At 36.5% G+C, this 23450-nt stretch carries 22 protein-coding genes and 1 other annotated feature; of the genes, 5 read left to right on the plus strand and 17 right to left on the minus strand.

The window, feature by feature from the left end:
* Positions 1–124: 124 nt before the first annotated feature.
* The 8 genes from murC to MHH81_RS14430 all read right to left on the minus strand — a co-directional run bounded on the left by murC (position 125) and on the right by MHH81_RS14430 (position 8321).
* The gene (murC, locus tag MHH81_RS14395; RefSeq protein ID WP_340922401.1) at positions 125–1426 is read right to left on the minus strand and encodes a UDP-N-acetylmuramate--L-alanine ligase; all 1302 of its coding nucleotides are present in this window, start codon (positions 1424–1426) and stop codon (positions 125–127) included.
* Positions 1427–1540: 114 nt separating this feature from the next.
* Positions 1541–3982, minus strand: a complete 2442-nt coding sequence (locus MHH81_RS14400; protein ID WP_340922403.1) for a DNA translocase FtsK — start codon at positions 3980–3982, stop codon at positions 1541–1543.
* Positions 3983–4150: 168 nt separating this feature from the next.
* Positions 4151–4759, minus strand: a complete 609-nt coding sequence (ytpR, locus tag MHH81_RS14405; RefSeq protein ID WP_340922405.1) for a YtpR family tRNA-binding protein — start codon at positions 4757–4759, stop codon at positions 4151–4153.
* On the minus strand, positions 4756–5580 hold the full coding sequence (locus MHH81_RS14410; protein WP_340922406.1) for a DUF1444 family protein: 825 nt from the start codon (positions 5578–5580) through the stop codon (positions 4756–4758). The genes ytpR and MHH81_RS14410 overlap by 4 nt, the downstream gene beginning before the upstream one ends.
* Before the next feature lie 128 nt (positions 5581–5708).
* Positions 5709–6020, minus strand: coding sequence for a thioredoxin family protein (locus MHH81_RS14415; protein WP_340922408.1), 312 nt, complete (start codon positions 6018–6020; stop codon positions 5709–5711).
* A gap of 11 nt (positions 6021–6031) precedes the next feature.
* A complete protein-coding gene (locus MHH81_RS14420) occupies positions 6032–6547 on the minus strand; it encodes a hypothetical protein (RefSeq protein WP_340922410.1) in 516 nt (171 codons plus the stop codon).
* Between the two features lie 125 nt (positions 6548–6672).
* Positions 6673–7197 carry a DUF84 family protein gene (locus tag MHH81_RS14425; RefSeq protein ID WP_340922412.1) on the minus strand — a complete coding sequence of 175 codons (525 nt, stop codon included), beginning with the start codon at positions 7195–7197 and terminating at the stop codon, positions 6673–6675.
* A gap of 50 nt (positions 7198–7247) precedes the next feature.
* A complete protein-coding gene (locus tag MHH81_RS14430; protein ID WP_340922414.1) occupies positions 7248–8321 on the minus strand; it encodes a M42 family metallopeptidase in 1074 nt (357 codons plus the stop codon).
* A gap of 173 nt (positions 8322–8494) precedes the next feature.
* On the opposite strand from MHH81_RS14430, the gene MHH81_RS14435 reads away from it, so the two are divergent.
* Positions 8495–8809 carry a hypothetical protein gene (locus MHH81_RS14435; protein WP_340922416.1) on the plus strand — a complete coding sequence of 105 codons (315 nt, stop codon included), beginning with the start codon at positions 8495–8497 and terminating at the stop codon, positions 8807–8809.
* Positions 8810–9837: 1028 nt separating this feature from the next.
* Here MHH81_RS14435 and MHH81_RS14440 read toward each other — a convergent pair.
* From MHH81_RS14440 to pepV, 7 genes are all read right to left on the minus strand, one after another.
* A complete protein-coding gene (locus MHH81_RS14440; protein WP_340922418.1) occupies positions 9838–10683 on the minus strand; it encodes a YtnP family quorum-quenching lactonase in 846 nt (281 codons plus the stop codon).
* A 77-nt stretch (positions 10684–10760) separates the two neighbouring features.
* Positions 10761–11402, minus strand: a complete 642-nt coding sequence (gene trmB / locus MHH81_RS14445; RefSeq protein ID WP_340922419.1) for a tRNA (guanosine(46)-N7)-methyltransferase TrmB — start codon at positions 11400–11402, stop codon at positions 10761–10763.
* Between the two features lie 4 nt (positions 11403–11406).
* Complete coding sequence (locus MHH81_RS14450; RefSeq protein WP_340922421.1) at positions 11407–12333, minus strand: diacylglycerol/lipid kinase family protein; 927 nt, start codon at positions 12331–12333, stop codon at positions 11407–11409.
* Complete coding sequence (locus tag MHH81_RS14455; RefSeq protein WP_340922423.1) at positions 12326–13312, minus strand: nuclease-related domain-containing protein; 987 nt, start codon at positions 13310–13312, stop codon at positions 12326–12328. The genes MHH81_RS14450 and MHH81_RS14455 overlap by 8 nt, the downstream gene beginning before the upstream one ends.
* A 4-nt stretch (positions 13313–13316) precedes the next feature.
* Positions 13317–13859 (minus strand): RNA 2',3'-cyclic phosphodiesterase, encoded by a 543-nt coding sequence (gene thpR, locus MHH81_RS14460; protein WP_340922424.1) that lies wholly within the window; start codon positions 13857–13859, stop codon positions 13317–13319.
* Positions 13856–14704: a D-amino-acid transaminase gene (gene dat, locus MHH81_RS14465; protein ID WP_340922426.1), complete on the minus strand. Its 849-nt coding sequence runs from the start codon at positions 14702–14704 to the stop codon at positions 13856–13858. Before dat ends, thpR begins: the two co-directional genes overlap by 4 nt.
* 17 nt (positions 14705–14721) lie before the next feature.
* Positions 14722–16113 (minus strand): dipeptidase PepV, encoded by a 1392-nt coding sequence (pepV, locus tag MHH81_RS14470; protein ID WP_340922428.1) that lies wholly within the window; start codon positions 16111–16113, stop codon positions 14722–14724.
* 276 nt (positions 16114–16389) lie between these two features.
* Here pepV and MHH81_RS14475 point away from each other — a divergent pair, with 276 nt between their 5' ends.
* Positions 16390–16611 (plus strand): DeoR family transcriptional regulator, encoded by a 222-nt coding sequence (locus MHH81_RS14475; protein WP_340922431.1) that lies wholly within the window; start codon positions 16390–16392, stop codon positions 16609–16611.
* A 49-nt stretch (positions 16612–16660) separates the two neighbouring features.
* Here the strand turns inward: MHH81_RS14475 and MHH81_RS14480 are convergent, their stop codons facing one another.
* Together MHH81_RS14480 and MHH81_RS14485 are read right to left on the minus strand one after the other, a co-directional pair.
* Entirely contained in the window at positions 16661–17365 is a 705-nt protein-coding gene (locus MHH81_RS14480) for a pseudouridine synthase (RefSeq protein ID WP_340922433.1), read from the minus strand.
* Positions 17366–17374: 9 nt separating this feature from the next.
* Positions 17375–18991, minus strand: a complete 1617-nt coding sequence (locus MHH81_RS14485; protein ID WP_340922435.1) for a putative polysaccharide biosynthesis protein — start codon at positions 18989–18991, stop codon at positions 17375–17377.
* Positions 18992–19097: 106 nt separating this feature from the next.
* Here MHH81_RS14485 and MHH81_RS14490 point away from each other — a divergent pair, with 106 nt between their 5' ends.
* The 3 genes from MHH81_RS14490 (at position 19098) to MHH81_RS14500 (ending at position 23439) form a co-directional block, all read left to right on the plus strand.
* Positions 19098–20354, plus strand: a complete 1257-nt coding sequence (locus MHH81_RS14490; RefSeq protein ID WP_340925262.1) for a BaiN/RdsA family NAD(P)/FAD-dependent oxidoreductase — start codon at positions 19098–19100, stop codon at positions 20352–20354.
* A gap of 800 nt (positions 20355–21154) precedes the next feature.
* Positions 21155–21382: a binding site (T-box leader), on the plus strand.
* A 99-nt stretch (positions 21383–21481) separates the two neighbouring features.
* A complete protein-coding gene (gene trpE / locus MHH81_RS14495) occupies positions 21482–22870 on the plus strand; it encodes an anthranilate synthase component I (RefSeq protein ID WP_340922437.1) in 1389 nt (462 codons plus the stop codon).
* Positions 22867–23439 (plus strand): anthranilate synthase component II, encoded by a 573-nt coding sequence (locus tag MHH81_RS14500; protein WP_340922439.1) that lies wholly within the window; start codon positions 22867–22869, stop codon positions 23437–23439. The genes trpE and MHH81_RS14500 overlap by 4 nt, the downstream gene beginning before the upstream one ends.
* The last annotated feature ends 11 nt before the right edge of the window (positions 23440–23450 follow it).

Here is a 23450-nt window from a genome sequence, read left to right on the forward strand (position 1 = left end):
TGATTGTGATATTGTAATTTTACCCTAAAAGAAACAAACTAAACTTCTTTCTTTATACTATACTACGTTTCTTTGAAATTTCCTTTAAAAAAATGCTTAATCACAAATGGATTAAGCATTTTTATCATTTATTTAGTTTTTGGCTGAAAGCTTCTTGGTATTTCTGTACATCTCCTGCTCCCATAAATAAATAAGTAGCGTTTTCATGAACCAGCAATTGATCTACTGTATCTTCATGTAAAATATGGCTTCCTTCAATTAGGTCACCTAGTGATTGGATGGTTAAAGTACCAGCATTTTCCCGTGCTGAACCAAAGATATCACATAAATACACCTGATCCGCTAAACTTAGGCTCTCGCTAAATTCATGCAGAAATTTTTGCGTTCTCGTAAACGTGTGTGGTTGAAATATAGCGACAATCTTACGGTTTGGGTATTTTTGTCGAGCTGACTGAATTGTTGCTTTAATTTCTGTTGGATGATGTGCATAATCGTCAATAATAATACGATCTCCAATAACAGTCTCTGTAAAGCGTCTTTTCACACCTTCAAACGTTTCTAAGCCTTTTTGAATAATATCCGCTGGCACTTCCTCGTAATGACATAGAGAGATAACTGCTAACGAATTTAGGACTGCATGGTCACCAAACAAAGGAATAGTAAAACGCTCATAATATTCATTTCGAACAAATACATCGAAAGAAGTACCTTCCGTCGTTTTTTCTATATTCCTTGCGGCAAAATCGTTATGCTCGCCAAATCCATAATAAACGACCGGTACAGCAGCTTTAATCTTTTGTAAATAGTGGTCATCTCCACAAGCGATAATACCTTTTTTAACTTGCATCGCCATAGATTGGAATGCACTAAATACATCGTCAATATCTTGAAAATAATCAGGATGATCGAAATCAATATTTGTCATTATTGCATAGTCAGGACTGTACGCTAAAAAGTGTCTACGATACTCACATGCCTCAAACACAAAATTAGAAGCATCTGGTTCCCCTTTACCAGTACCATCACCAATTAGAAAAGAAGTAGGGCTATAACCACTTAACACATGAGATAGTAGTCCTGTGGTAGATGTTTTCCCATGTGCTCCAGTAACAGCAATGGACGTAAACTTACTCATATAGTCGCCTAAAAAATCGTGATAACGTATTACATTTAAACCTAGTTCTCTTGCTTTCACTAATTCAGGATGACTATCAGGGAATGCATTCCCTGCAATAACTGTCATACCTTCTTCGATATTTGCTTCATCAAATAATAAAACATTTATATGTCGGTCATGTAATGGTTTTTCCGTAAAAAAATACTTTTCAATATCAGAACCTTGCACTTCGTTTCCGATATCATGTAAGATTTGTGCTAACGGACTCATTCCAGACCCTTTAATGCCTGTAAAATGATACTTTGTCATACGTTGTAACCCTCCTGGGATTAGTCCCACTTATATACATTTTTTAATACAATCGTCTTAATAGACGTATTCCCAATTATATCACTTTTTAACACAAAAATTTAATAAACAATATTAACTAAATATTTGTTCTAAATTGTCGTTAGTTAGTAATACTTCTCTCGCCTTGCTTCCTTTTTGCTCTGTAATATATCCATTCTCATACATGGCATCTATTAATCTAGCTGCTCGATTATAACCTAAATGAAACTTACGTTGCAATAAGGAGGTCGAAGCAGACCCTTGTTCTACAATAAAACGACATGCCTCTTCAAATAATTCATCTTGTTCGGATGCTATTTCTGCTTTTTGCATTAACTCTTCTTGCTCAAACATATAGTCAGGAGTTCCCTGGCTTCTTGCATAATCGATAACACTTTCAATTTCATCGTCCGATACATAAGTACCTTGAATACGAACAGGGCTAGACATGCCATTTCCTTGGTAAAGCATATCCCCTTTACCAAGTAATCGCTCTGCACCTTGTTGATCTAAAATTGTACGAGAATCGATTTGAGAAGAAACAGAAAATGCAATACGGGTTGGTATGTTTGCTTTAATCAAACCAGTAATGACATCTACAGATGGACGCTGAGTAGCTAATACTAAGTGAATTCCGCAGGCTCTTGCTTTTTGTGCAATACGACAAATTGCTTCTTCCACCTCTGCAGGTGCCATCATCATTAAATCGGCAAGCTCATCAATGACAATCACAAGATAAGGTAGTTTTTGAGCGAATTGTCGTTTTTCTGTCGCAAGCGTATTATATCTACTAATGTCGCGCACACCTACATGAGCAAATAATTGATAGCGACGCTCCATTTCTTCCACTGCCCATTTTAAAGCCGCTGTAGCAGCTTTAACGTCCGTAATTACCGGGCTCACTAGATGTGGAATATGATTAAAAGGAGCAAGTTCAACCATCTTCGGATCAATTAAAAGCAGCTTTACATCTTCTGGAGTTGCTTTATACAACAGGCTAACAAGTAATGAATTAATGAATACTGACTTTCCTGACCCTGTCGCACCAGCTATTAAACCATGCGGCATTTTTCGTAAATCAAGTGTCACTGGTTTTCCAGTAAGGTCTAACCCAAGTGCAACTTCAAGTGGTGAATCAGAGTTTGTAAACACATCGGTATTAAGAACTTCTGAAATGCGGACAGCTCGGGACTTTCTATTGGGAATTTCAATACCAATAGAACTTTTTCCTGGAATAGGCGCTTGAATGCGAATATCTTTTGCTGCTAAAGCTAATTTTAAATCGTCAGCTAAATTACGAATTTTACTTACTTTTGTCCCATGTCCTACTGTTAGTTCAAACTGGGTGACAGCAGGTCCTTGAAAAGTTTGAACAATCTCACCCGTTATTTGAAAATGGGATAAGGCCTCTACTAGTGTAAATGCTTGCTCTTCCATCCATTCATTATCTTCATCCTTTATTTCCGGAGGAAGCAAGTAACTGAATGATGGTCTTGTATAAGAAGATGGAACGATTTCCTGCTTCACTTCTTCTATAAGCGCTTCTTTTGATGTTACTATTTGTGTTTCTGGTTTTGGTGCAGATGGTTGTTCAGTCTGTGACATAGGATTATTATCTAGTTTATTCATCTTTTGTTTATCTGATTTCAGCATCATTACATTAAATGGTCTTATGTTTTCTTTTGGAGCTGTTGGTTTTTCTTCTTGGACCTCTTCGATCGGCGGTGTATCCTTATATTCTTCGATTGGTATATTAACCTTAAATTCTTGGATCTCTTCAATTAGAGGAGAAGTTTGTTCTACTTTCACCTCATCTATTATTTCCATTACTGTTGCAGCAGCTTCTTCCACCTGCTTTTGTTTATCTGATTTCAACATGAGTACATTAAAAGGTCGAATATTTTCTTTTGGAACTGTTGGCTTAGTTTCTTCGACCTCTTCGATTGGTGATGTATCTATAGCTTCATGAATTTCTTCCATTGGAAGTACAGATTGTTCTACTTCACTTTCTACTCTCTCCATGATTTCCATAACTTGTGCAGCAGACTCTTCTACAACCTGCTGTGGAACTGGAATTGGAGCCTCCATTACGATAGGGTCTTCTACTATTATTTCTTTTTCCTGTTTTGGTTCTACTATCTTTTCTTTTTCTTTAGAAAAACCATAAATAGGAGAAGGTACATCTGTTGGTGTAAATGCTCTTTTTTTTCTTATAATTGCTGGAGCCTCTTCTATTTCTTTTTTTTCTGCACGATGAACAACCGTTTGCTGCTTCCGCTGTTGCCAAATACCTTGCGTATGTAAGGGTTTAAACGATTGTGTATCATTAGATTTTTTTTCTAAAAATGGTTCTTCCACCACTTTTTCTTCTTTTGGTAACCCATATAAAAATTCATGTTTTTCTTCATCTGAAATTAATGGGAAACGAAATGGTGTTTTAGGTTGTGTTGTTTTTGGGACAGCTTGTACTTCTACCTCTGTTTCATCTCTATATTCATCTTCATTAACTGCAAATAGTTTTTTAAACCAATTCAAATTCATCACTCTTTCTAATCGATACCTTCTATTTTACCAGTAATACCAGTATACGTCCCTATTATATAATAGAAAAACATAAAAAAAAGCACACCTAATCGGCATGCTCTAATAATGATGATATAAAACTGGATATTTTACAAAAATAAAGTAATTTTGCCCTACTTTTTATGATTGCGGAAAAGGACTTCCTGCTTCTTGTTGCTCATCTAAAATAAGAATGCCTTTTACCTCTGGTGCATTTGGCAATGCTAATTCTTTTGCAGAACAAAGCATTCCACTTGATGCAATTCCACGAAGCTCTGCATCCTTAATAACCATTCCAGAAGGCATTACAGCTCCAACTTTTGCTACTACTACCTTTTGACCTGCTTCTACATTAGGAGCACCACATACAATTTGTAGTGTAGTATCTCCAACATTTACTTGGCAAACTTTTAATTTATCTGCGTTCGGATGTTGTTCTAATGATTCCACATAACCAACAACAAATTTAGGGGATAAATCCACTTCAAACGTGTAAGATACACCATTTTCTGCCAGGGCATGTTGTACTTTTGCTACTAATTCCTCCGTTAGAGAAACTTGTCCAGTTGTTTGTATTTGGTCATATTTACTGTAACCAAAAACGTTAATCGCTAATACTTCGTTTGATTGTGCGTCTTTTACTAACGTCACATCTCCTTTTGACTCTGTAATAACTTTTTCCGTTTTTTCGGGTGTCAACTGTACTAATAATACGTCCCCTACGCCAACTTCATTGTAAAAAATATTCATTTGTCTTCGTTCTCCTTTGTTACTCGATTTTTTGCCAAAATAAAGATCGGCTCTAAATCTCCATTTTCATATATAAAAGATAATGAAGTAATAGGTACGGTTCCAACAGTAAAGAAATGCATAGTCATTTGAGCGAGAACATCGTAACCTGTTTCATTTCTTATATCACCAATTATCATAACATCTTGATGGGGTACAGAAACAGTCATATCTCCAACAATCTGTTTTTTCATATCTCTTAGCAGCGATTCATTCAGCAAGCGACTTGCATCATAGCCATCATTATTATTAAAGAAATAAAAAATATTACCGGCTACTTCATCTTTTTTGTAATTTGTTTCTAAATTTCTAACTTGAAAAATAGCTCTTTCTCGTATTTCAGTTTCTCGAATATTCCATTCTGCTAACATTTTTTCATCGAGTAATCGATACGTGTTCCCTAAGTCTAATGCATAATATATTCGCGTTTCTGCTGTATGATCTTTCGTGATAAAACGGTTCCCTTCATTGGACTTCTGTGGAAACGAAGTGGAACGAATAACAGGATAAATAGAGGCAGCAGGATCAATTTCTCCTGCGATTTCTTTTTCCATTGCTTGAAAGGTTTGCTGAATTGTATAAACTACTTCCTCAATCGCTTTCTCTTTTTTCGTTTCATATTTAGCTAATATAGGAGGAATAGAAATATCAATTCCTTTTGCTAATTCTTTATGGTCTAATCGAAGTTTATTTGTTTCTCGATTATAGTCGTACGTGTAAATTTCTTCTGATAGCTTTGTTTTTAGAAGCCTTATGAGTTCAAGTGCTTTCACTTTAAACATTTCCTTTCCATAAACAAAACGGTCCACAAGTCGTGAACCGTTTTATTATTATCAAATAAGCATTGGCATATTAGGGTCCAAATTTCACTCTCGCCACTCTATTACATTGGGACGGCTACTGAATAAAGTTAAATAGTTTGAAGAAATGATTCGATTTCTTCTTTCGTTTTGCGATCCTTGCTAACAAAACGTCCTGTTTCTATCCCATTTTCAAAAGCAATGAAACTAGGAATACCATAAATGTCTAATTGGCCACATAAATCAATAAATTGATCTCTGTCTACTGAAACAAATGTGAAGTCTGAAAATTTCTCTTCTACTTCTCCCATGAAAGGGTCGATAAAACGGCAATCAGGACACCAATCCGCCGTAAATTTGAAAACTACTTTTTCTTCATTCTTTAATTGTTCAAATTGCTCCATTGTAGTTAAATTTTGCATCTAAATCCCCCCTATTTGGTCTTTATAGATTTCACTATTGTCATCATCTGTTCTAAATTATCGGCAATATTTTGCTGTTTCGAAATGGTCGTAAGCTTGATACCGCCAATACTTGTAATAAGCTCGTACTTGTCTTCACTATTTTCAATAATTGCCGCAAACCCGAAACGACCATTTTGTTCAAATTTCTTTTCTTCTACAACCTTTAAATTGCTATCTTCCATCATTAAATCATAGTATAACTCACTGCTTGGTAACTCATTTGGATTAATAAATAATATATAGGAATCTTTCCCTTTGGATAAAATAATATTTGATTTATCAGTCTCCTCTTCAATGGAAAAACCACTCGGTATGAATATCTTTACATCATTCACTTCTTCATTAGGTTTTTCAGCATCCCCTTGAAAAGCTAGTTTTGCTTTTTCAAGACCATCTGTCGTTTGATCGTTTATTGATGTTGCACATCCAAATAATAAAATGACTGCCAGTGAAGCGGTAATTACTCGTATCCAGTTTCGAGTCATTTGATTTCCTCCATTCAAAGCATGACTGCTATATATTTTATCGATGATTGATACTACATGCAACTACTATAGCTTATAAAAGAAAAGCGAAAGACAAACCTTAGAATATAAAAATATACTAAGTATTATTTTCGCATCTTTAAAGAAAGTTCATACTGACCAATTAGCAATAACATAATATGTTCAAACATATCACTTCTTTTTACATAACTGTTCGTAAATACGCCAATTGCACCTTCGTCATGTCGTATATCATTCTTATTAGTATAGACGTCCATGACAGGTCCAAGTTCCGCCCCTTCACGGAGTTGAATTGCTATCTCTTCTGGTAAAGGCACTCCTGCTCCTGTTGCAGTGTAGACCTCTCCATCGTTCGTTGCCAGTGCTCCCCAATTACAAATATACATTGTTCCGTCTATTTCTTGTACTCCTCCTTCTAAACCGATACCAAAATGGGCATCTGCTTGTACCATTAATTGCTTTGCACGATTAATCGCACCTTGTCTTGTCTCTTCATTACTCATCGGTTGATCGGAAACTAGCGAAGGTACTTCTTTATTTACAAAACTAGCGTCTGGATAATAAATACTAGATATGGACTGAACGGCCTTTGTTTTAGCTCTATTGTTGGTTCCTATTAATATTTTCATACATTCTATTCCCCTTCATAAAAAAAGATGCCATAAAGGGCATCTTTTTATTATACGTTAGCTTTGATTGTTTCTAATGTAGTTCGGTCACATGCTTTCACCAATTTCACAAGCAATTCTTTTGCTGCTGCATAATCATCCGTATGAATAATCGAAGAAGATGTGTGAATATAACGTGAGCATATGCCAATTACTGCGCTTGGAACTCCTTCATTGGATGTATGCACACGCCCTGCATCTGTTCCGCCTTGAGAGATAAAATATTGATAAGGAATATGATGTGTTTCCGCCATATCTAACACAAATTCTCTCATACCACGATGGGTAATCATAGACCGGTCAAAAATTCGAAGTAATGTTCCCTTACCTAACTGACCAAATTCATTTTTATTACCAGAAGCATCATTGGCAGGACTAGCATCTAATGCAAAGAAAAGATCTGGTTTAATCATATTCGTGGAAGCTTGAGCCCCGCGAAGACCGACTTCTTCCATTACATTCGCACCAGAATACAGCATATTTGGTAATTGCTCATTTTGTACTTCTTTCAACAGTTCAATGGCAAGTCCGCAACCATAGCGATTATCCCATGCTTTTGCCATAATTTTTTTATCATTGGCCATTGGTGTGAATGGACAAACAGGAACGATTTGATCCCCCGGTTTAATACCCATTCGAAGAACATCCTCTTTATCGTCTGCTCCGACATCAATTAGCATATTTTTAATGTCCATCGGCTTATTTCGCACTTCATCACTTAATAAATGAGGAGGAATAGAACCAATGACACCAGGAATTGTTTTTTCATTTGTCACAAGTTCTACACGTTGTGCAAGTAATACTTGGCTCCACCAGCCGCCAAGTGGTTGAAAACGAATCATGCCGTTGTCTGTAATCCCAGAAACCATAAAGCCGACCTCGTCCATATGTCCAGCAACTAAAATTTTAGGACCATTTTCATCACCTTTTTTCAGACCGAAAATACCGCCTAAATTATCCTGAACGATTTCATCCGAATATTTTGATAGCTCACTGCGCATAAATGCACGAACAGCATGCTCATTTCCAGGTGCTCCAGGTAATTCTGTTAATGTTTTAAATAATGAGCGTGTTTCTTCATTCATGTTAAAAAGCCTCCTAAAGCTCCGTAATAAATATATTCATCTTCAAAAAGATTCCTCTTCTATTGTAATAAAATTTCGAATAGTTTACTACAATAAACCTTCGGATATCGAAAAATTTAATCGGTTGCGAGTTGTATGATACACTAAAAAAAAGGCGAAAGGGAGGAACAAAAATGAAATTAAAGGATTATATGATGGGTCTTGGGACTGGAATTGTTATTGGTATTATCGCAAGTCAAGCTGCCAGTAAAATGAATTTTAATCGTTCTGCAGAGCTTGTTTTAAGCGATATAAAAAAATCATTTAAAGAAGAAGGTCCTATTGATGGCTCGTGGATATATATGAGCCCTGAACCCTTTCAAAAAGAAGCAATTAGCTTACATGTATACAAAGGTGGAATTTCCCGCGTAAAAAACGGAGAACTCGAACAATTTGAGTTTGCAGCAGATGCCAAAACAGGTACGGTTGTAGACTTAGTGAAAGTTTAGCCATAGAGTTGAAGCATTGTAGAATAGGCTTCTCTTTATTTGAAGAAAATGTTAATTTAATGACAATAAATGGAGCTAGACCAATTTTACTTAAACTAAGAAAAGCGTAAAGCGCGCTTTAAGTGCAAAACCTGTTTTGTATCGTTTTCAGAGGACTTTGGACTGACTTTGCTATATCATTACCGGTTTATTTTTAAGAGAGGTTGGTCGTGACTGACATCACGACCAGCCTCTCTTTTCACGGTAATCTTATGGCGTTTGTCCGTCCGTCGCCCTCCTTCAACAGTACGAATAAGGTTAAGATCTTTTTGGATAATGAGTGAATAGATTCTATCTTACTCATGTTGAAAGCCCCCGAAGATGCAATTTTGGGGGCTCTAGTGCTCCTCTATATAATAGATCCTAACTATTTTTAGGTCATATACTCTTTTACCAGTAGAAGAAAATTAGCAGAAATGCTCTTCTTAAAGATTCTTGTTTGCTAACAGGTCCATCCCCTCTACCTTACCTTGTATACAATCCACTGCATTTTCCTATCGTTCAAAGCACCAGTAACTTTATGCACTCAAAAACTATATACTTCCCTAATCATTTAGTTGCCCTTTCTTTTATGATTGATTTGAAAACATTTACTTGATTGTAGTGAAAGGCGGCGACTCCAGCGGGATGAGTGAGAAAGATGAACCATCACAACGGACGCGTGAGCTACGGTGATGGTTCATCGCTCACCCCGCGGAAAGCGTCCGCCTGTAACGGAAATCAACAGTAGTATTAATCGATATTTTTCTCCAAAATATCTAAAACACTGGATTTATGGAACGTAAGATTTTGCTCTGTTCAATGAGAATGTTGTTACGTGCCGAAAATCCGCCTCGCTCTCCGGACGTAAGGCAGAGCCGACAGACGAAAATTCGTTGCCACATGGATGTATTTTCAAAACACCATGAACTCTGATTCGTGGTAGTCTAACTTCATATTCTTACTTATCATTCAAAAAAATCAGCTACGCATAATGCGCAGCTGATTTTTTATCTTGTTCGCTCTACTCTATCTACAATTTCTTTCCCGTCTACTGACCATTTGATCAACCGATTAAATGCATCATGGTAAAAGCTAAACCAATAGTTTTTTTGTAATCCTTCAGTGACCCATTTCTTTTTTGCAAAAACAGAAGTCATTGGATAATCGTCATAAGCCAAAACCCATAATGGATTTTGATGTGCATGGGTTGGCATTAAGTCAGCTAAATGAATAATGGTCTCTCCATTTTGCTTGAACAATATAATACTATGTCCATCACTATGTCCACCAGTATGAATCATTTCAATTCCTTCGACTACTTCTAACCTGTCAGTGAAAGTGATTACTTGGGATTCTATTGGCTCCCAATTTTCTTTCCAATAAGTATTTTGTGACCGAATGTTTGGGTTTTTCATTTCATTCCATTCGACATCTGATACATAAATTTTAGCATTAGGGAAACTGGAAACTAATTTATCCTCTTCCCATTTCGTCAATCCACAAGCATGGTCAAAGTGAAGGTGCGTCATAAGAATGATATCAATATCCTCAGGTAAAAAGCCAAGTTCAACTAAATTGTCCTCCACCATCGACTGATCCGACACCCCATAGTTTCGTAGCTGTTTTTCTGTAAATTTCCCGAAGCCTAACCCGGCTTCCATTAAAATATTCTGACCTTTATACTGGATGAATAGTGGATCTGACGATAATTCTATTTGATTTTTTTCATTCACAGGATATTTCTTTTCCCATAAAGGTTTTGGCACAACTCCAAACATGGCTCCCCCATCCATATAAGTAGTACCGCCTTTTAACCATGTCAATGACATATCGTGAAATTGAAACGCATCCATACTCCCAGGTCCCCTTTTTGACGTATTTTACTACTGCTTCACTTCGTTCAGCTACACAGAAAATATGTTTCTCGTAATTATACGAATTTTGCTTCTACTCGATAGATTGGTTGTCCCTTTGCAGAAAACTTTTCTTCATATTCAGTCATAATATTATCTTCTGGCATATTTACATGCAAATCGAGTGAAACATCTTTTATTAACATACCATAAGCCGACATGCTAGTTAAAGAATATTCAAATAATCCTCGATTATCCGTCTTAAAATGAATTTCCGCGTTGTCTACTAAAATAGATTCATAAAGCTTTAAGAAACCTTCATGCGTTAAACGTCTTTTGGCATGTCTAATCTTTGGCCACGGATCAGAGAAGTTTAAATACACACGGTCTACATCGTTTTTCTCAAAGTACTTAGCCAAATGAGCACCGTTTACTTTTAGTAAGCGTAAATTTGGAAGGGGTTGGGCTGCAATAGCATTTTCAAGTGCAGAAACTATCACACTATCGTATAATTCAATTCCAATATAATTAATAGCTGGATTTTGCTTAGCCATACCAGTGATAAATTGTCCTTTACCAGTACCTACTTCAATATGAAGAGGGTTATTGTTTTTAAACTCCGTATCCCATTTCCCCATTAACTCCTCTGGATTTGGTATTACGATTTCAGGGTTAGCATGAATAAATTCCTCTGCCCACGGTTTGTGTCTTAACCTCATTACATTAACTCCTTTTGCTTCTTAATGGTTTTGCTAAATTCCAAGCTTTCGGTTGAACCGAAAAAGAAAAACACTGTTCTTGCTCTGTTACACAAGAGAATTCCCCGTCTACATGGCCATAAACTTTCTCATGCATACGAATAGTAAAATCCTTAGCTTGAAGTTGTTTTACTTCTTTGTATTTAGTGTGTTTACCGAAAAAAACTGTCCCAAAAATGAACAGTAATTTCCATCTAGCTAACTTATGGACAACTGTCATTTCAATTAATTGATCGTTAGGTAGCGAACTTGGTGAAATTTTCATACCTCCACCAAAATACGCTTGATTACAAACGACAATAAACCAAACATCATCAAACTTTAACGTATCTTCTTTCGTAAGTAAAGAGAACGAAAAAGTTTGAAAAACTAGCAATTCTTTTACAACATAAAGTATGTACGTTATTTTACCTAATCCAAATGCATTTAACCACTTTTTCCATTTGGAATTATTTGAAGAATATACCACCTTCGCATCGAAGCCAAAGCCAGCATTGTTGACAAAATTGTAGGTAGATCGCTCGTTTGTTAGTTTACCTAAATCATATTTTTCGTATGTATACGCTTCTAACTGTTCGATGGACTGAAATACAGAAAAAGTCCGACCAAAATCATTTCCACTTCCTGCAGAAATAACTCCAACTCGAACATGTTCATAACCGGTAGCTCCTGAGATTATTTCATGAACGGTTCCGTCTCCACCAATAGCAACAATTAAGAGTGGCTCCTGATTTTCTATAGCACATTGCCTCGTTATTTCCGTTGCATGTCCACTGTACTCTGTTACACAAAATGTGTAAGGGAAAGTTACTTTACCCCTCCAGGAATCCCATACTTTTTTGGATCGACCATTGCCAGCATGTTCATTGAGGATAAAGACCACTTTATTCATTTTTTTCCTCACTATCTACATCCCATCCTGCTCTAGAATAAGATGTTGTTTGCGCTAGCTCAAGTATAGATTGAGCAGCCTTAAACTGCATATGCTTCATAGGAGAAGGAGAGGATTTTAATGCCATAAACCACTCGGGAAAATTTCTAGTATCAACAAATTGGGTGTTAAATGAAGCACCGGGATAATCAATATAACCATTTCTTGATAGAACGACTTTTCTAATAGGTAAGTCTATATCTTCTTTCTTAAATATTTGCATTAAGATTGATTCCATTCTATTCAAGCCGATCATTGGGCTTAATATTTTTTTCTCCTCCTTGCCACTTTTTCGCAGCCAAAACCGATCACTACTACCTATAAAAGCATCTAAATCATTTGCCTCTAGTACAACAAGACATAGAATTTCGGTTGGTAAAATAATGATTACTTCCAGTTCAACAGGAGCTTGCTTTATCTTTAATATAGGATAATAAAACAAAAAATAATTATCTGGGAGACGAAGTGTCAGAGACCGCAATAATGTATCACGCATAAACTTCGGATCCACATAAGACTTTTCACGCAACGTTGAGCTTGCCCACTTTAACTGAAAATGAAAAAGTTGATCTAAATACATTCGTTTTAACTCTTCTATTGACTGTGGATTATACACAATATTCGGTTGAAAATGAAGGGTGGTGGACTCTTCGGGGATTGAATTTTCTTCTAGTAATTCATGTTCTTCCCAAACTTCCTCTTGTTCCATTTCTACCTTAGTACGTGTAAAAAACTTTGAAAAAAATGACTTCTTTTCAGCTAATTCTTCCTCTTCCACTTCTTCTTGTTCCATCCAAGAAGAATCGAGTGTTCCCTTTTCCCATTCTCCTTTTGTTCGCTCCCACTGTTGCTGTTTTAGTCGAACAAATTGAGTTGGATATCTTTTCAAATCTATTTGATATCGAGAAACATAATCTTGAAGCTTGACGAGTTGGGCCATTCCTTTATACCCTCCTACACTGTATTGAACCAACTTCCTCGTAACGAGGTATTCTAGTTGGATTTATTTTAAATATAGAAAATTTGCTAACCTCGAAAGATTCTTTAGTCAATAGGAAGTCATCTATTAAGAGCGATGCTGTGGATGACCATTTTTTAGCAATTGTTATATGAGCATGAAAGTCTTTTGAAGTATTTATTTCGATGACATTAGTAATTTTTTGCATTACATCTTGCTGTAAATGATTTAAAGAATCACTTTCTTCTAACCCTATATACACCACTCTAGGTGTAAGATCATTTCCAAAATGTTCAAGTCCTGCGGTTGTTAAAATAAAAGAGCTCCAATCGATCTTTTGGAACGACTGGATAATTGGCTCTAATACAGCTTGTTCTATTGCTCCTACATAAAAAAGGGTAATATGCAAATCCTCTGCCACTGGCAAAGTTTTATGTGTCTCTCGCAAATTTGTTTTATCTCTTGCTTCCACGATAGATTTGGCAATAGAGGGCGGAACTTTAATACCTAAAAAGTAATGGGATTTCATACTTCCAGAGTTGCAGGAATTTTTTTCTCAAAAGCTTGTTGCAGCTTTTCAGTCCATTCCCCTCTTTTACCATTTCCAATCATATGTCCATCGATTGAAATAATGGGCATTACTTCTGCATTTGTAGAGGACATGATGAACTCATCCATTTCTAATGCTTGCTCTTTTGTAAACGCTTCTTCCACAACTTGGATACCTACTTCTTGGCAGCAATCTAAAATAACTTTTCTTGTTATACCATTTAAGATTAAATTGCTCACAGGATGCGTATAAAGCACTCCATCTTTAATCCCGTAGACGTTAGAAGAAGAACCTTCTGTTATGATTTCTCCACGATGCTGTATTGCCTCATAGCAGTTTTTACTAACAGCTTCTTGTTTAGCAAGGACATTTCCTAAAAGATTTAATGACTTAATATCACAACGTAGCCATCGAACATCTTCTACAAAACATACTTTTACTCCATTTTCTAGTTCGGCTAGCGGACGAGTTGTTTCTTTCGTATAAGCAGTTAATACGCTCTCCACTACTGGCAACGGAAAATTATGCTGTCTTGGACTTGTGCCTCGTGTCACTTGCAAATAAATATGTCCGTTTTGTACTTCATTTATTTCGATTAATTCGTGGAGCATTTTGTGCAAAACATCTTTTGTATATGGAATGACTAGTTGAATTTTATCTGCACTAGCATATAATCGGTCAATATGCTCTGTGGCAGTAAATACATCAGCATTATAAATTTTTATTACTTCATAGATGCCATCACCAAATTGATAGCCACGATCCTCGTAACCAATCTTCACTTCTTTTTCATCCACAATTTGATCATTCCATAAGATCTTCATTACTAATTCCCCCTAGTTTAATTTTTCCCTGCTAGTTCTACTATTGCATCTGCATAAATTGCTGTTGCCTTTATTAAGTCTTCAATATCCACAAATTCATCCACTTGATGTGCTACATCTTTTCTTCCAGGGAAAAGCATTCCAAATGCTACACCCTTTTTCAGAACACGTGCATATGTCCCGCCACCAATGGAAAGTAGCTTCGCTTCTTGTCCTGTTTGTCTTTCATATACTTTTTGTAAAGTCGTTATGAGTATATCCTCTTTATCGACATAATGTGGCTCAGAATTAGACCCAAGATCCAGCGTAATGCCTGTATTTTGAATTATTTCTCTACAAGCACTTAATTTTTCTTCGAATGGATAGGTAACTGAATATCGTAAGCTTACTTGCGTACATGACCCTTGCTCTGGAGCATAATGAATAACACCCGGATTTAGAGTAGTTTCACCAGACACTTCATCTGCAAAGTTTAATGATAAAGCGTGCCCTCTACTCTCCTCTCCGAATGCTGTTACTAAAAATTCGACAAATGCTTTAGAGTGTGGAGTTAAGCTAATGGTTTTTAAAAACTTTGCAAGTAAAATTCCAGCATTTATCCCGTCGTTAGGTTCCATTGCATGTGCCGATTTCCCGTGTACTAATACTTTTACTACGGGACCTTCCTGCACAACTTCCCCAGTAATACCGTGCTCTTTAGCAAATTCATTAAATTTTTGTTTTATTGTGTGTGCTCCTCCAAAAACATATGCAAATGCTTCATCTGGAACCATATTTGTTCTTTTTCCAGCTTGGAAAAATTGAATCGTTTCTGTCTCAGTTGAACCTGTTTGTGTAAAAATCAAATCGGCTATTCCTTTTTCCGCGTTGATAATAGGAAAATCTGCGTCAGGGGCAAACCCTATTTCCGGCATTTGCTCTTCTTCAAAATACCGTTTTACACAACGGAAACCACTTTCTTCATCCGTACCAATAATAAGACGCACTTTTTTAGAAAGCTCAATTCCTGCTTCTTTTACTAGTTTCATTGCCATCCATGCAGCAATGGTCGGCCCTTTATCATCAATTGCACCTCGGCCATACACTTTATCGTCAGCTACGACGCCTTCAAATGGAGGATATGTCCAGCCCTTCCCTTCCGGTACTACATCTACATGACAAAGGATACCAAGAATTTCTTCTCCATCTCCCATTTCGATATGTCCGGCCATATTCTCAATATTTTTCGTTCTAAATCCAGCTTTGTCTCCTTCTCGAAGCATATGAAGTAACGCTTCTAAAGGTTTAGGCCCAAATGGCATATCAGAGGTAGCCAGATCAGTTTGTAACACACTTGGAATTTGTATGAGGCTTTGTAATTCTGCAATAATGTCCTCTTTTTTCTCTTCTGCACGTTCTAACCAATTCATATGCAAATCTCCTTCGATATAAGATATATAGCTATTTTACACTTATTTTAATAGTACGTCTTTTAAAAAATTGTCACTATTTATTATTAAACCTTTGTAAATTAAGTGTTTTTTATAGAATTTTTAATGAAAATCTACTATAATTAAATTGTCAGATAATAAAGTACTGACTAACAATATAGTAAAGGGGCTGTAAATTGCAATTACTTTGTTGCTTTTCACCCAAGTCGTCCGCTAGTCCTGCCACGAGATATGATGATGAAGGAGTGGTTACTTTTGAAACCTACTACTGATCGGATGCTCACTCGAATTAAAGATATGTATATGTTCATCCGAGATAACGGAACTGTTACAACTCAAGATTTGGTCGATGAATTTGGCATCACTCCTCGAACTATTCAAAGAGACTTGAATGTACTTGCTTTTAATGACCTAATTATTAGCCCAACACGAGGTAAATGGACCACGACGAATAAACGAGTTAAACTTACATCCTAGAGCTTCAACCATATGAAAAGAATGACCTTGCATTAGCAAGGTCATTCTTTTACTGTATTAGTTCTAATTCTTCTTCCGTTAGCTCTCTGTATGTTCCTTCTGGCAAGGATTCGTCTAGCTTTAATGAACCCATAGAAAGTCTTTTTAAATAAACTACTTTTTTTCCAACAGCCTCAAACATTCTTTTCACCTGATGGAATTTTCCCTCTGTAATTGTTAATTCAATTTCGGAGATTGGACCACTACTAATAATACGTAGTAAACCAGGTTTCGTGTGGTAACCATCATCTAATGTGACGCCAACTTTAAAGGCTTCTATATCTGCTTCGTTTACTATGCCCTCTACTTGTGCAAAATATACTTTTGGCACATCCTTATTCGGAGACAAAAGACGATGCGTTAAAGCACCGTCGTTAGTTAATAAAAGTAAACCTACTGTATCTTTATCAAGTCTTCCAACTGGATAAGGCTCGAAATGACGTACATCATCGTCTAAGAGATCAATAACCGTTTGATCTCTTGAATCTTCTGTTGCAGAAATAACTCCTGCTGGTTTATTCATCATTAAATAAATAAATTCCTTATATTCCACAATTTCTCCGTAAACAGTTACTTGATCTGTAAGCTCATTGACATGCATGGAGCTATCTTTCACAGCGACATCATTTACTTGAATTGCCTTTGACTTAACTAGTCCTTTTACTTCTCTTCTTGTTCCAAAGCCCATATGAGCTAGAAATTTATCTAATCGCATTTTATTCTCCTAAAAACCTATTTTTTTCGTGAACCTTGTAAGCCTTTCCCCAAATAACTTTTGAGCGAGTCCTAGTCGCAAAGTTACAAAACCATAAAAAGCTGCTCCTATAGATGCGCATACAATAATTACTAATAAGGCTTCAAACTTGTTATCAATTGAAAAGACTTTTTCTAAGCCCCACTTCACAATAAATACAAGACATAGCATTCCAACATTGACAACCATGATGAGAAAAATTCTTCTCATTACCATATTAGATTTATAATGTAACGTTTTTCGTATGGCAAACATATTTAAACTGATAGCTACAATATATCCACATGCTGTGGCTAAAATAGCTCCATCCGTTTCAAATGTTTTTATAAGTGGAGTATTTAGAACAAGTTTCGTTAGAATTCCTAATAATAAATTTAATATAATTAGCTTCTGACGATCAATTCCTTGTAAAATCGAAGTCGTTACTGGGTAGAGCGCAAATAATATAGCTACAGGAGCGTAATGTGCAAGAACCGTAGCTCCAGTGTCACTTTGCTCGTAAAACACATGATAAAATTCATTTGCTAAAACAGAAATGCCTAATGCTGCTGGTAAAGTTAAAAATAACAATATTTGGAATGATTGGTCTAATGATTTTCTCACTTGCCCGAAATCTTGTTTTGCGTAATAACTTGTAATTAACGGAATTAACGTCATGGAAAAGCCTGTAGCTAGCATAACAGGAATCATCACAATTTTATGGGTATACATGTTGAGCATTCCTAAATATGTGTTGGATATGTCAGCTGTTTTGCCAATCATCAACATTGCACGATTAAATGTAATCATATCAATAAATTGAAATAATGGATTAATTATTCCAACTAAAGCAAATGGTACTGTATATATTAGAATTTCCTTATAAATTTCTTTTAAAGAAACATTCGAAGTAACATTACCGCTACTAGTAAGTAGATCATTAAACTCTGGCTTCAATTTCTTCCAATACCAATATAGAATAATTAGACCTGCGATTGCCCCTATAAATGCGGCAAATACAGCAAAAGAGATTGCTGTCTTCTCTGTCCCATTAAAGACCTTAATGACAAAAAATGCTCCCACTAGAACAAATAGAATTCGCACAATCTGCTCTAGTAATTGAGAAATAGCTGTAGGAGTCATATGTTGATACCCTTGGAAAAAGCCCCTAATTAAACTCATTAAAGGAACTATAATAACGGCAAAACTGACATACTTAATGACACTTGCTACATCTTTTATCGTAAAAAAGGACTCATCATTTTTTATGACAAGTTGAGCTATAGGTTCAGCCAATGAATATAAAACTATGAAGCCTAAAATACCTGTTATGCTCATTAAAACCATACTTGATTTAACTAGCTTTCTTCCAGTGGCATAATCGCCTAATGCATTATATTTTGAAACAAACTTAGAAACTGCAATAGGAATTCCAGAAACGGCTATCGCAAGCATTATCGAATATGGTACATACGCGTATTGATACAGCGCCATATACTTCTCCCCAACAATTTGATACAAAGGAATAACATAAAGCACACCTAGTATTCTAGATAATAAGAGACCAACCGTTAAGATCATTGTCCCTTTTAATAAATTCGATGCCATCTAACCCGCCCAATCTTATAAAAATGTCTACTCTACAGTGTACATCTGTCGAAACAAAACCACAATGATGTATAATAAAGAAAAAAGTGAAAGTGTGATTTTATTTATGTATGACGTTATTGTAATAGGTGGGGGTCCCTCAGGATTAATGGCCGCAGCTGCCGCAGGTGCAGAAAACAAAAAAGTATTGCTAGTTGAAAAAGGAACAAAGCTTGGGAAAAAGCTTGCTATATCTGGAGGCGGTCGTTGTAATGTCACAAACAGGCTCCCTCAAGAAGAAATCGTAAAAAACATTCCTGGAAACGGAAGATTTCTATTCAGTCCGTTTTCCGTTTTTAACAATGAAGATATTATTGCGTTTTTTGAAAATTTAGGAGTTCCTTTAAAAGAAGAAGATCATGGGAGAATGTTCCCTGTCTCTAACAAAGCAATGGATGTCGTGAATGCACTACTTGATGAGTTAAAACGACTGCATGTGGAAATAAAATTGAGTTCTCCAGTTTCCAAACTTTTGATGAATGATGAAAAAATAATTGGTGTACGACTAGCTACAGGCGAAGAAATTGTCGCAGGTGCTGTCGTAGTAGCAGTTGGTGGAAAAGCAGTTCCACAAACGGGTTCGACTGGGGATGGCTATCCATGGGCGGAAAAAGCAGGACACACGGTTACAGATTTATATCCAACAGAAGTTCCTTTATTATCAAATGAGCCTTTTATTAAATCGAAAGAACTACAAGGTCTTGCACTAAGAGATGTAGCCGTTTCAGTATTAAATAAAAAAGGAAAAGCCATTATTACCCATCAAATGGACATGTTATTCACCCATTTTGGGCTAAGCGGCCCCGCTATTTTACGTTGTAGCCAATTCGTTGTAAAAGAACTGAAGAAAAATGGAGGCCAACCAGTACAGGTGCGCATTGATAATTTGCCAGATCTAAACGAAGAACAAACTTTTCAAGCGCTTCTCTCTTCTATTAAAGAAGAACCGAAAAAAGCCCTGAAAAATGTTTGGAAAGGTCTCGTTCCAGAAAGATGGCTTTTATTTTTATTGCAAAAAGCTGGTATTCCAGAAAATGAAGATGGACAAAACCTTGCTCATGAAAAAATTAGATCTTTTGCACATTTGTTGAAACAATTTACAGTAAGCGTCTATGGAACACAACCACTTGAAAAAGCCTTTGTCACTGGTGGCGGTGTATCTATTAAAGAAATTGAACCGAAAACTATGGCTTCCAAGAAAAAAGCTGGACTCTATTTCTGCGGAGAAATTTTGGATATTCATGGGTATACTGGTGGTTATAATATTACTTCTGCGCTTGTAACTGGCAAAATTGCTGGCATGAGCGCTGCGCTAGCTAATTGATTTACCCGCTAACTTATATGCAATATCACACGTGTTGATTAACCAAAAGTACCCATTAAATTGCTTATTAAAATGGTGATAACACACTAGGAACTATATGTATAGATGCTTTTGGAGTACTTGGAACTGAACGAGTTCTACACCATTATCGAAATTTCTTGATGCGGAGGGATGCGACAAAGTCGCATCCCTCCGCATTTTTTCGATAATGATGTAGTGATCCTTTCGTACAAAGCGAACCAAAAACGTACAAGTGCAAAATGGAATCCTTGCGCATTTCAAGTGTTATTTTAATGGATGAAATTGGATAATCAACAGCCGTGATACAATATAGAAATAATGCGTAAGACAGCATCTGACTGAATGGTTTTGTCGCGTTCAGCGGTCGGTTTGTCTCTTTCGAGATGGGCTTTGTCTTGTTCGAAGGGTAATTTGTCGCGTTCGTAACTTGTTTTGTCTTGTTCAACCATTTATTGGTTTTTATTTTTTAAAAATATTAACTATTATTGGATTTTGCGCGGCGGCGTGAGATCTTGCTCAGAAAGTGAGACAGACGAGACCCCGCACCTAGCGCGAGATAGGAAGGAAGGCTAAGGGCGCCTCTTCCTGAGGCAACGCCTTCATGACCAACATCGTGTTTGCCCGAGGAGGCTCGTCGCTCGCGAACGCCAGAGCGCTAAATCCTAGCGGTAACTAATAGAATCACATTATTGCGCACTATTTTTAGAAGATGTTGCTCTTTGTTAACTATCTTTAAAATAAAAATTGAATTTTAACACTATTTATCATACAATTGGCTTTAATAAGCAATGACGAAGGATAGTAACTTTATGTAACGCGCTAGAGAGCTGACGGTTGGTGCAAGTCAGTGCGAAACATATAGTGAATGGGCTTCTGAGCTCCAAGGCTGAACATGTTAGTAGGCTTTGGCGTCCGTCTACGTTATAAGACTCGCAAATGTTAGTTTGCAATTAAGAGGATTACAATAGTAATCAATAAAGGTGGCACCACGGCCCTCCGTCCTTTACGATGGAGGGCCTTTTTGTATTCTTTTAACATTATTCAGCTGGTGACCAAACGCCAAATGAATACAAGTAGAGACGAGCAGAGAGAAGGAGAGCTGAGTTATGACAGTTGAGACGAGAAGCTTTGAAATGAAAGAAATCCAAGGGGATATGATGACGCCCATTTCCATTTATCATTCCTTAAATGGAAAGAAAAAGATGTTATTTGAATCATCTGCTAAGCATGAGGAAAGTGGACGTTATTCATTTATTGCGTTAAATCCAATTGCAGAAATAATTGGGGATCAGTCAGGATATACTCTACAAGTAACTGGAGAACAATTAGAAAAAGGAACAGGTTCTATTTTAGAAAAATTAAAAGGTATGATACCTTTTCATGAGGAAAGCTATCCCTTTTCTTTCTTTGGAGGAGCGATAGGTTATTTTGGTTATGAAACTGCTTTTTATAGTGAGAAAATCGGGGAACTATTGCGAGATGAATTAGAAATGCCAGATATCCATCTAATGTTTTACGATACGTTTGTTGTGTATGATCATTTAAAGCAAACAGTAACGGTTGCGGCAATTGATCTATTCCAAAAAGGTCGGACACAGAAGGAAATGTCCGATGCAATTGAATTCATCTGTTCTGATTTACAAAAAGGTCTTATTCATGAAGATGAAACGGAAGCAATGCTTTCATTTCAACCAATGATTGACGAGACAGCATTTGTACAAATGGTCGAAAAAGCAAAAGAGCATATTGTGAAAGGCGATGTATTTCAAATAGTATTATCGCAACGATTTACTTCTCCCTTTGAAGGAAATCCATTTACACTTTATCGTAAGTTACGCACTTCCAATCCATCTCCCTATATGTTTTATATGGACTTTGAGACATATACGATATTAGGCACTTCACCTGAGAGCTTAGTAAAGGTAAATAATAGATTAGTCACAACTAATCCGATTGCTGGTACGAAGCCTCGTGGAAAAACGCCTAAGGAGGATGCACAAATAGCAAGAGAATTGCTGAACGACGAAAAAGAAATTGCGGAACATCGTATGTTAGTTGATCTTGGACGCAATGATATTGGTCGTATTTCAGAAATTGGCTCTGTAAAAATCCAAAAATATATGAAAATAGAATACTATAAATATGTCATGCATATCGTCTCAGAAGTAACTGGCCGTTTAAAAAAAGACACTCATGTATTAGATGTGTTAACTGCATGTTTGCCAGCAGGAACTGTTTCTGGTGCGCCAAAAATCCGAGCGATGCAAATCATTAATCAGTTAGAAAATACGAAACGTGGTGTTTATGCAGGAGCTGTCGGCTATATCTCCGTAACTGGTGACATGGATTTAGCCCTTGCTATTCGTACGATGGTTGTAAAAGATCATCAAGCACATGTTCAAGCAGGAGCAGGAATTGTGTATGATTCCGTACCGCAAAGTGAATACGAAGAAACATTGAATAAGGCGAAAGCACTTCTGGAGGTGCAACGATGATTTTGTTAATCGATAATTACGATTCCTTTACGTATAATTTATTTCAACAAGTGAGTAGCCTTGGTAAAGAAGTACAAGTAGTGCGAAATGACGCCATAACAATCGAAGAAATTGAAAATCTACAACCTGAAGCGATAATTATATCTCCTGGCCCTGGGAATCCTTCAGAGGCTGGTATATCGATCGAAGTAATTCAACAACTACATGAAAAGTATCCAATCCTCGGAATCTGTTTAGGCCATCAATCCATTGGAGCAGCATTTGGGGCAGATATTATACAGGCCAAAACCATCATGCACGGAAAGTTATCAACGGTTGAACATAATCACTCATCCTTATTCGCGCAGTTGAACGAACCATTTTCTGTTATGCGTTATCATTCACTTGTCATTGACGAGCAAACATTAAGTGACAAATTAGAAGTACTTGCTAGAGCAGAAGATGACAAGGAAATTATGGCCATTAAGCATCGAGACTACCCAATTTATGGACTTCAATTTCATCCAGAATCTATTGGAACAGAGCAAGGAGATCAATTAATTCAAGCGTTTATAGATACAATTAAATAGTAAAAAGCTGC

This window comes from Psychrobacillus sp. FSL H8-0484, assembly GCF_038005325.1.
Classification (GTDB): Bacteria; Bacillota; Bacilli; order Bacillales_A; family Planococcaceae; genus Psychrobacillus.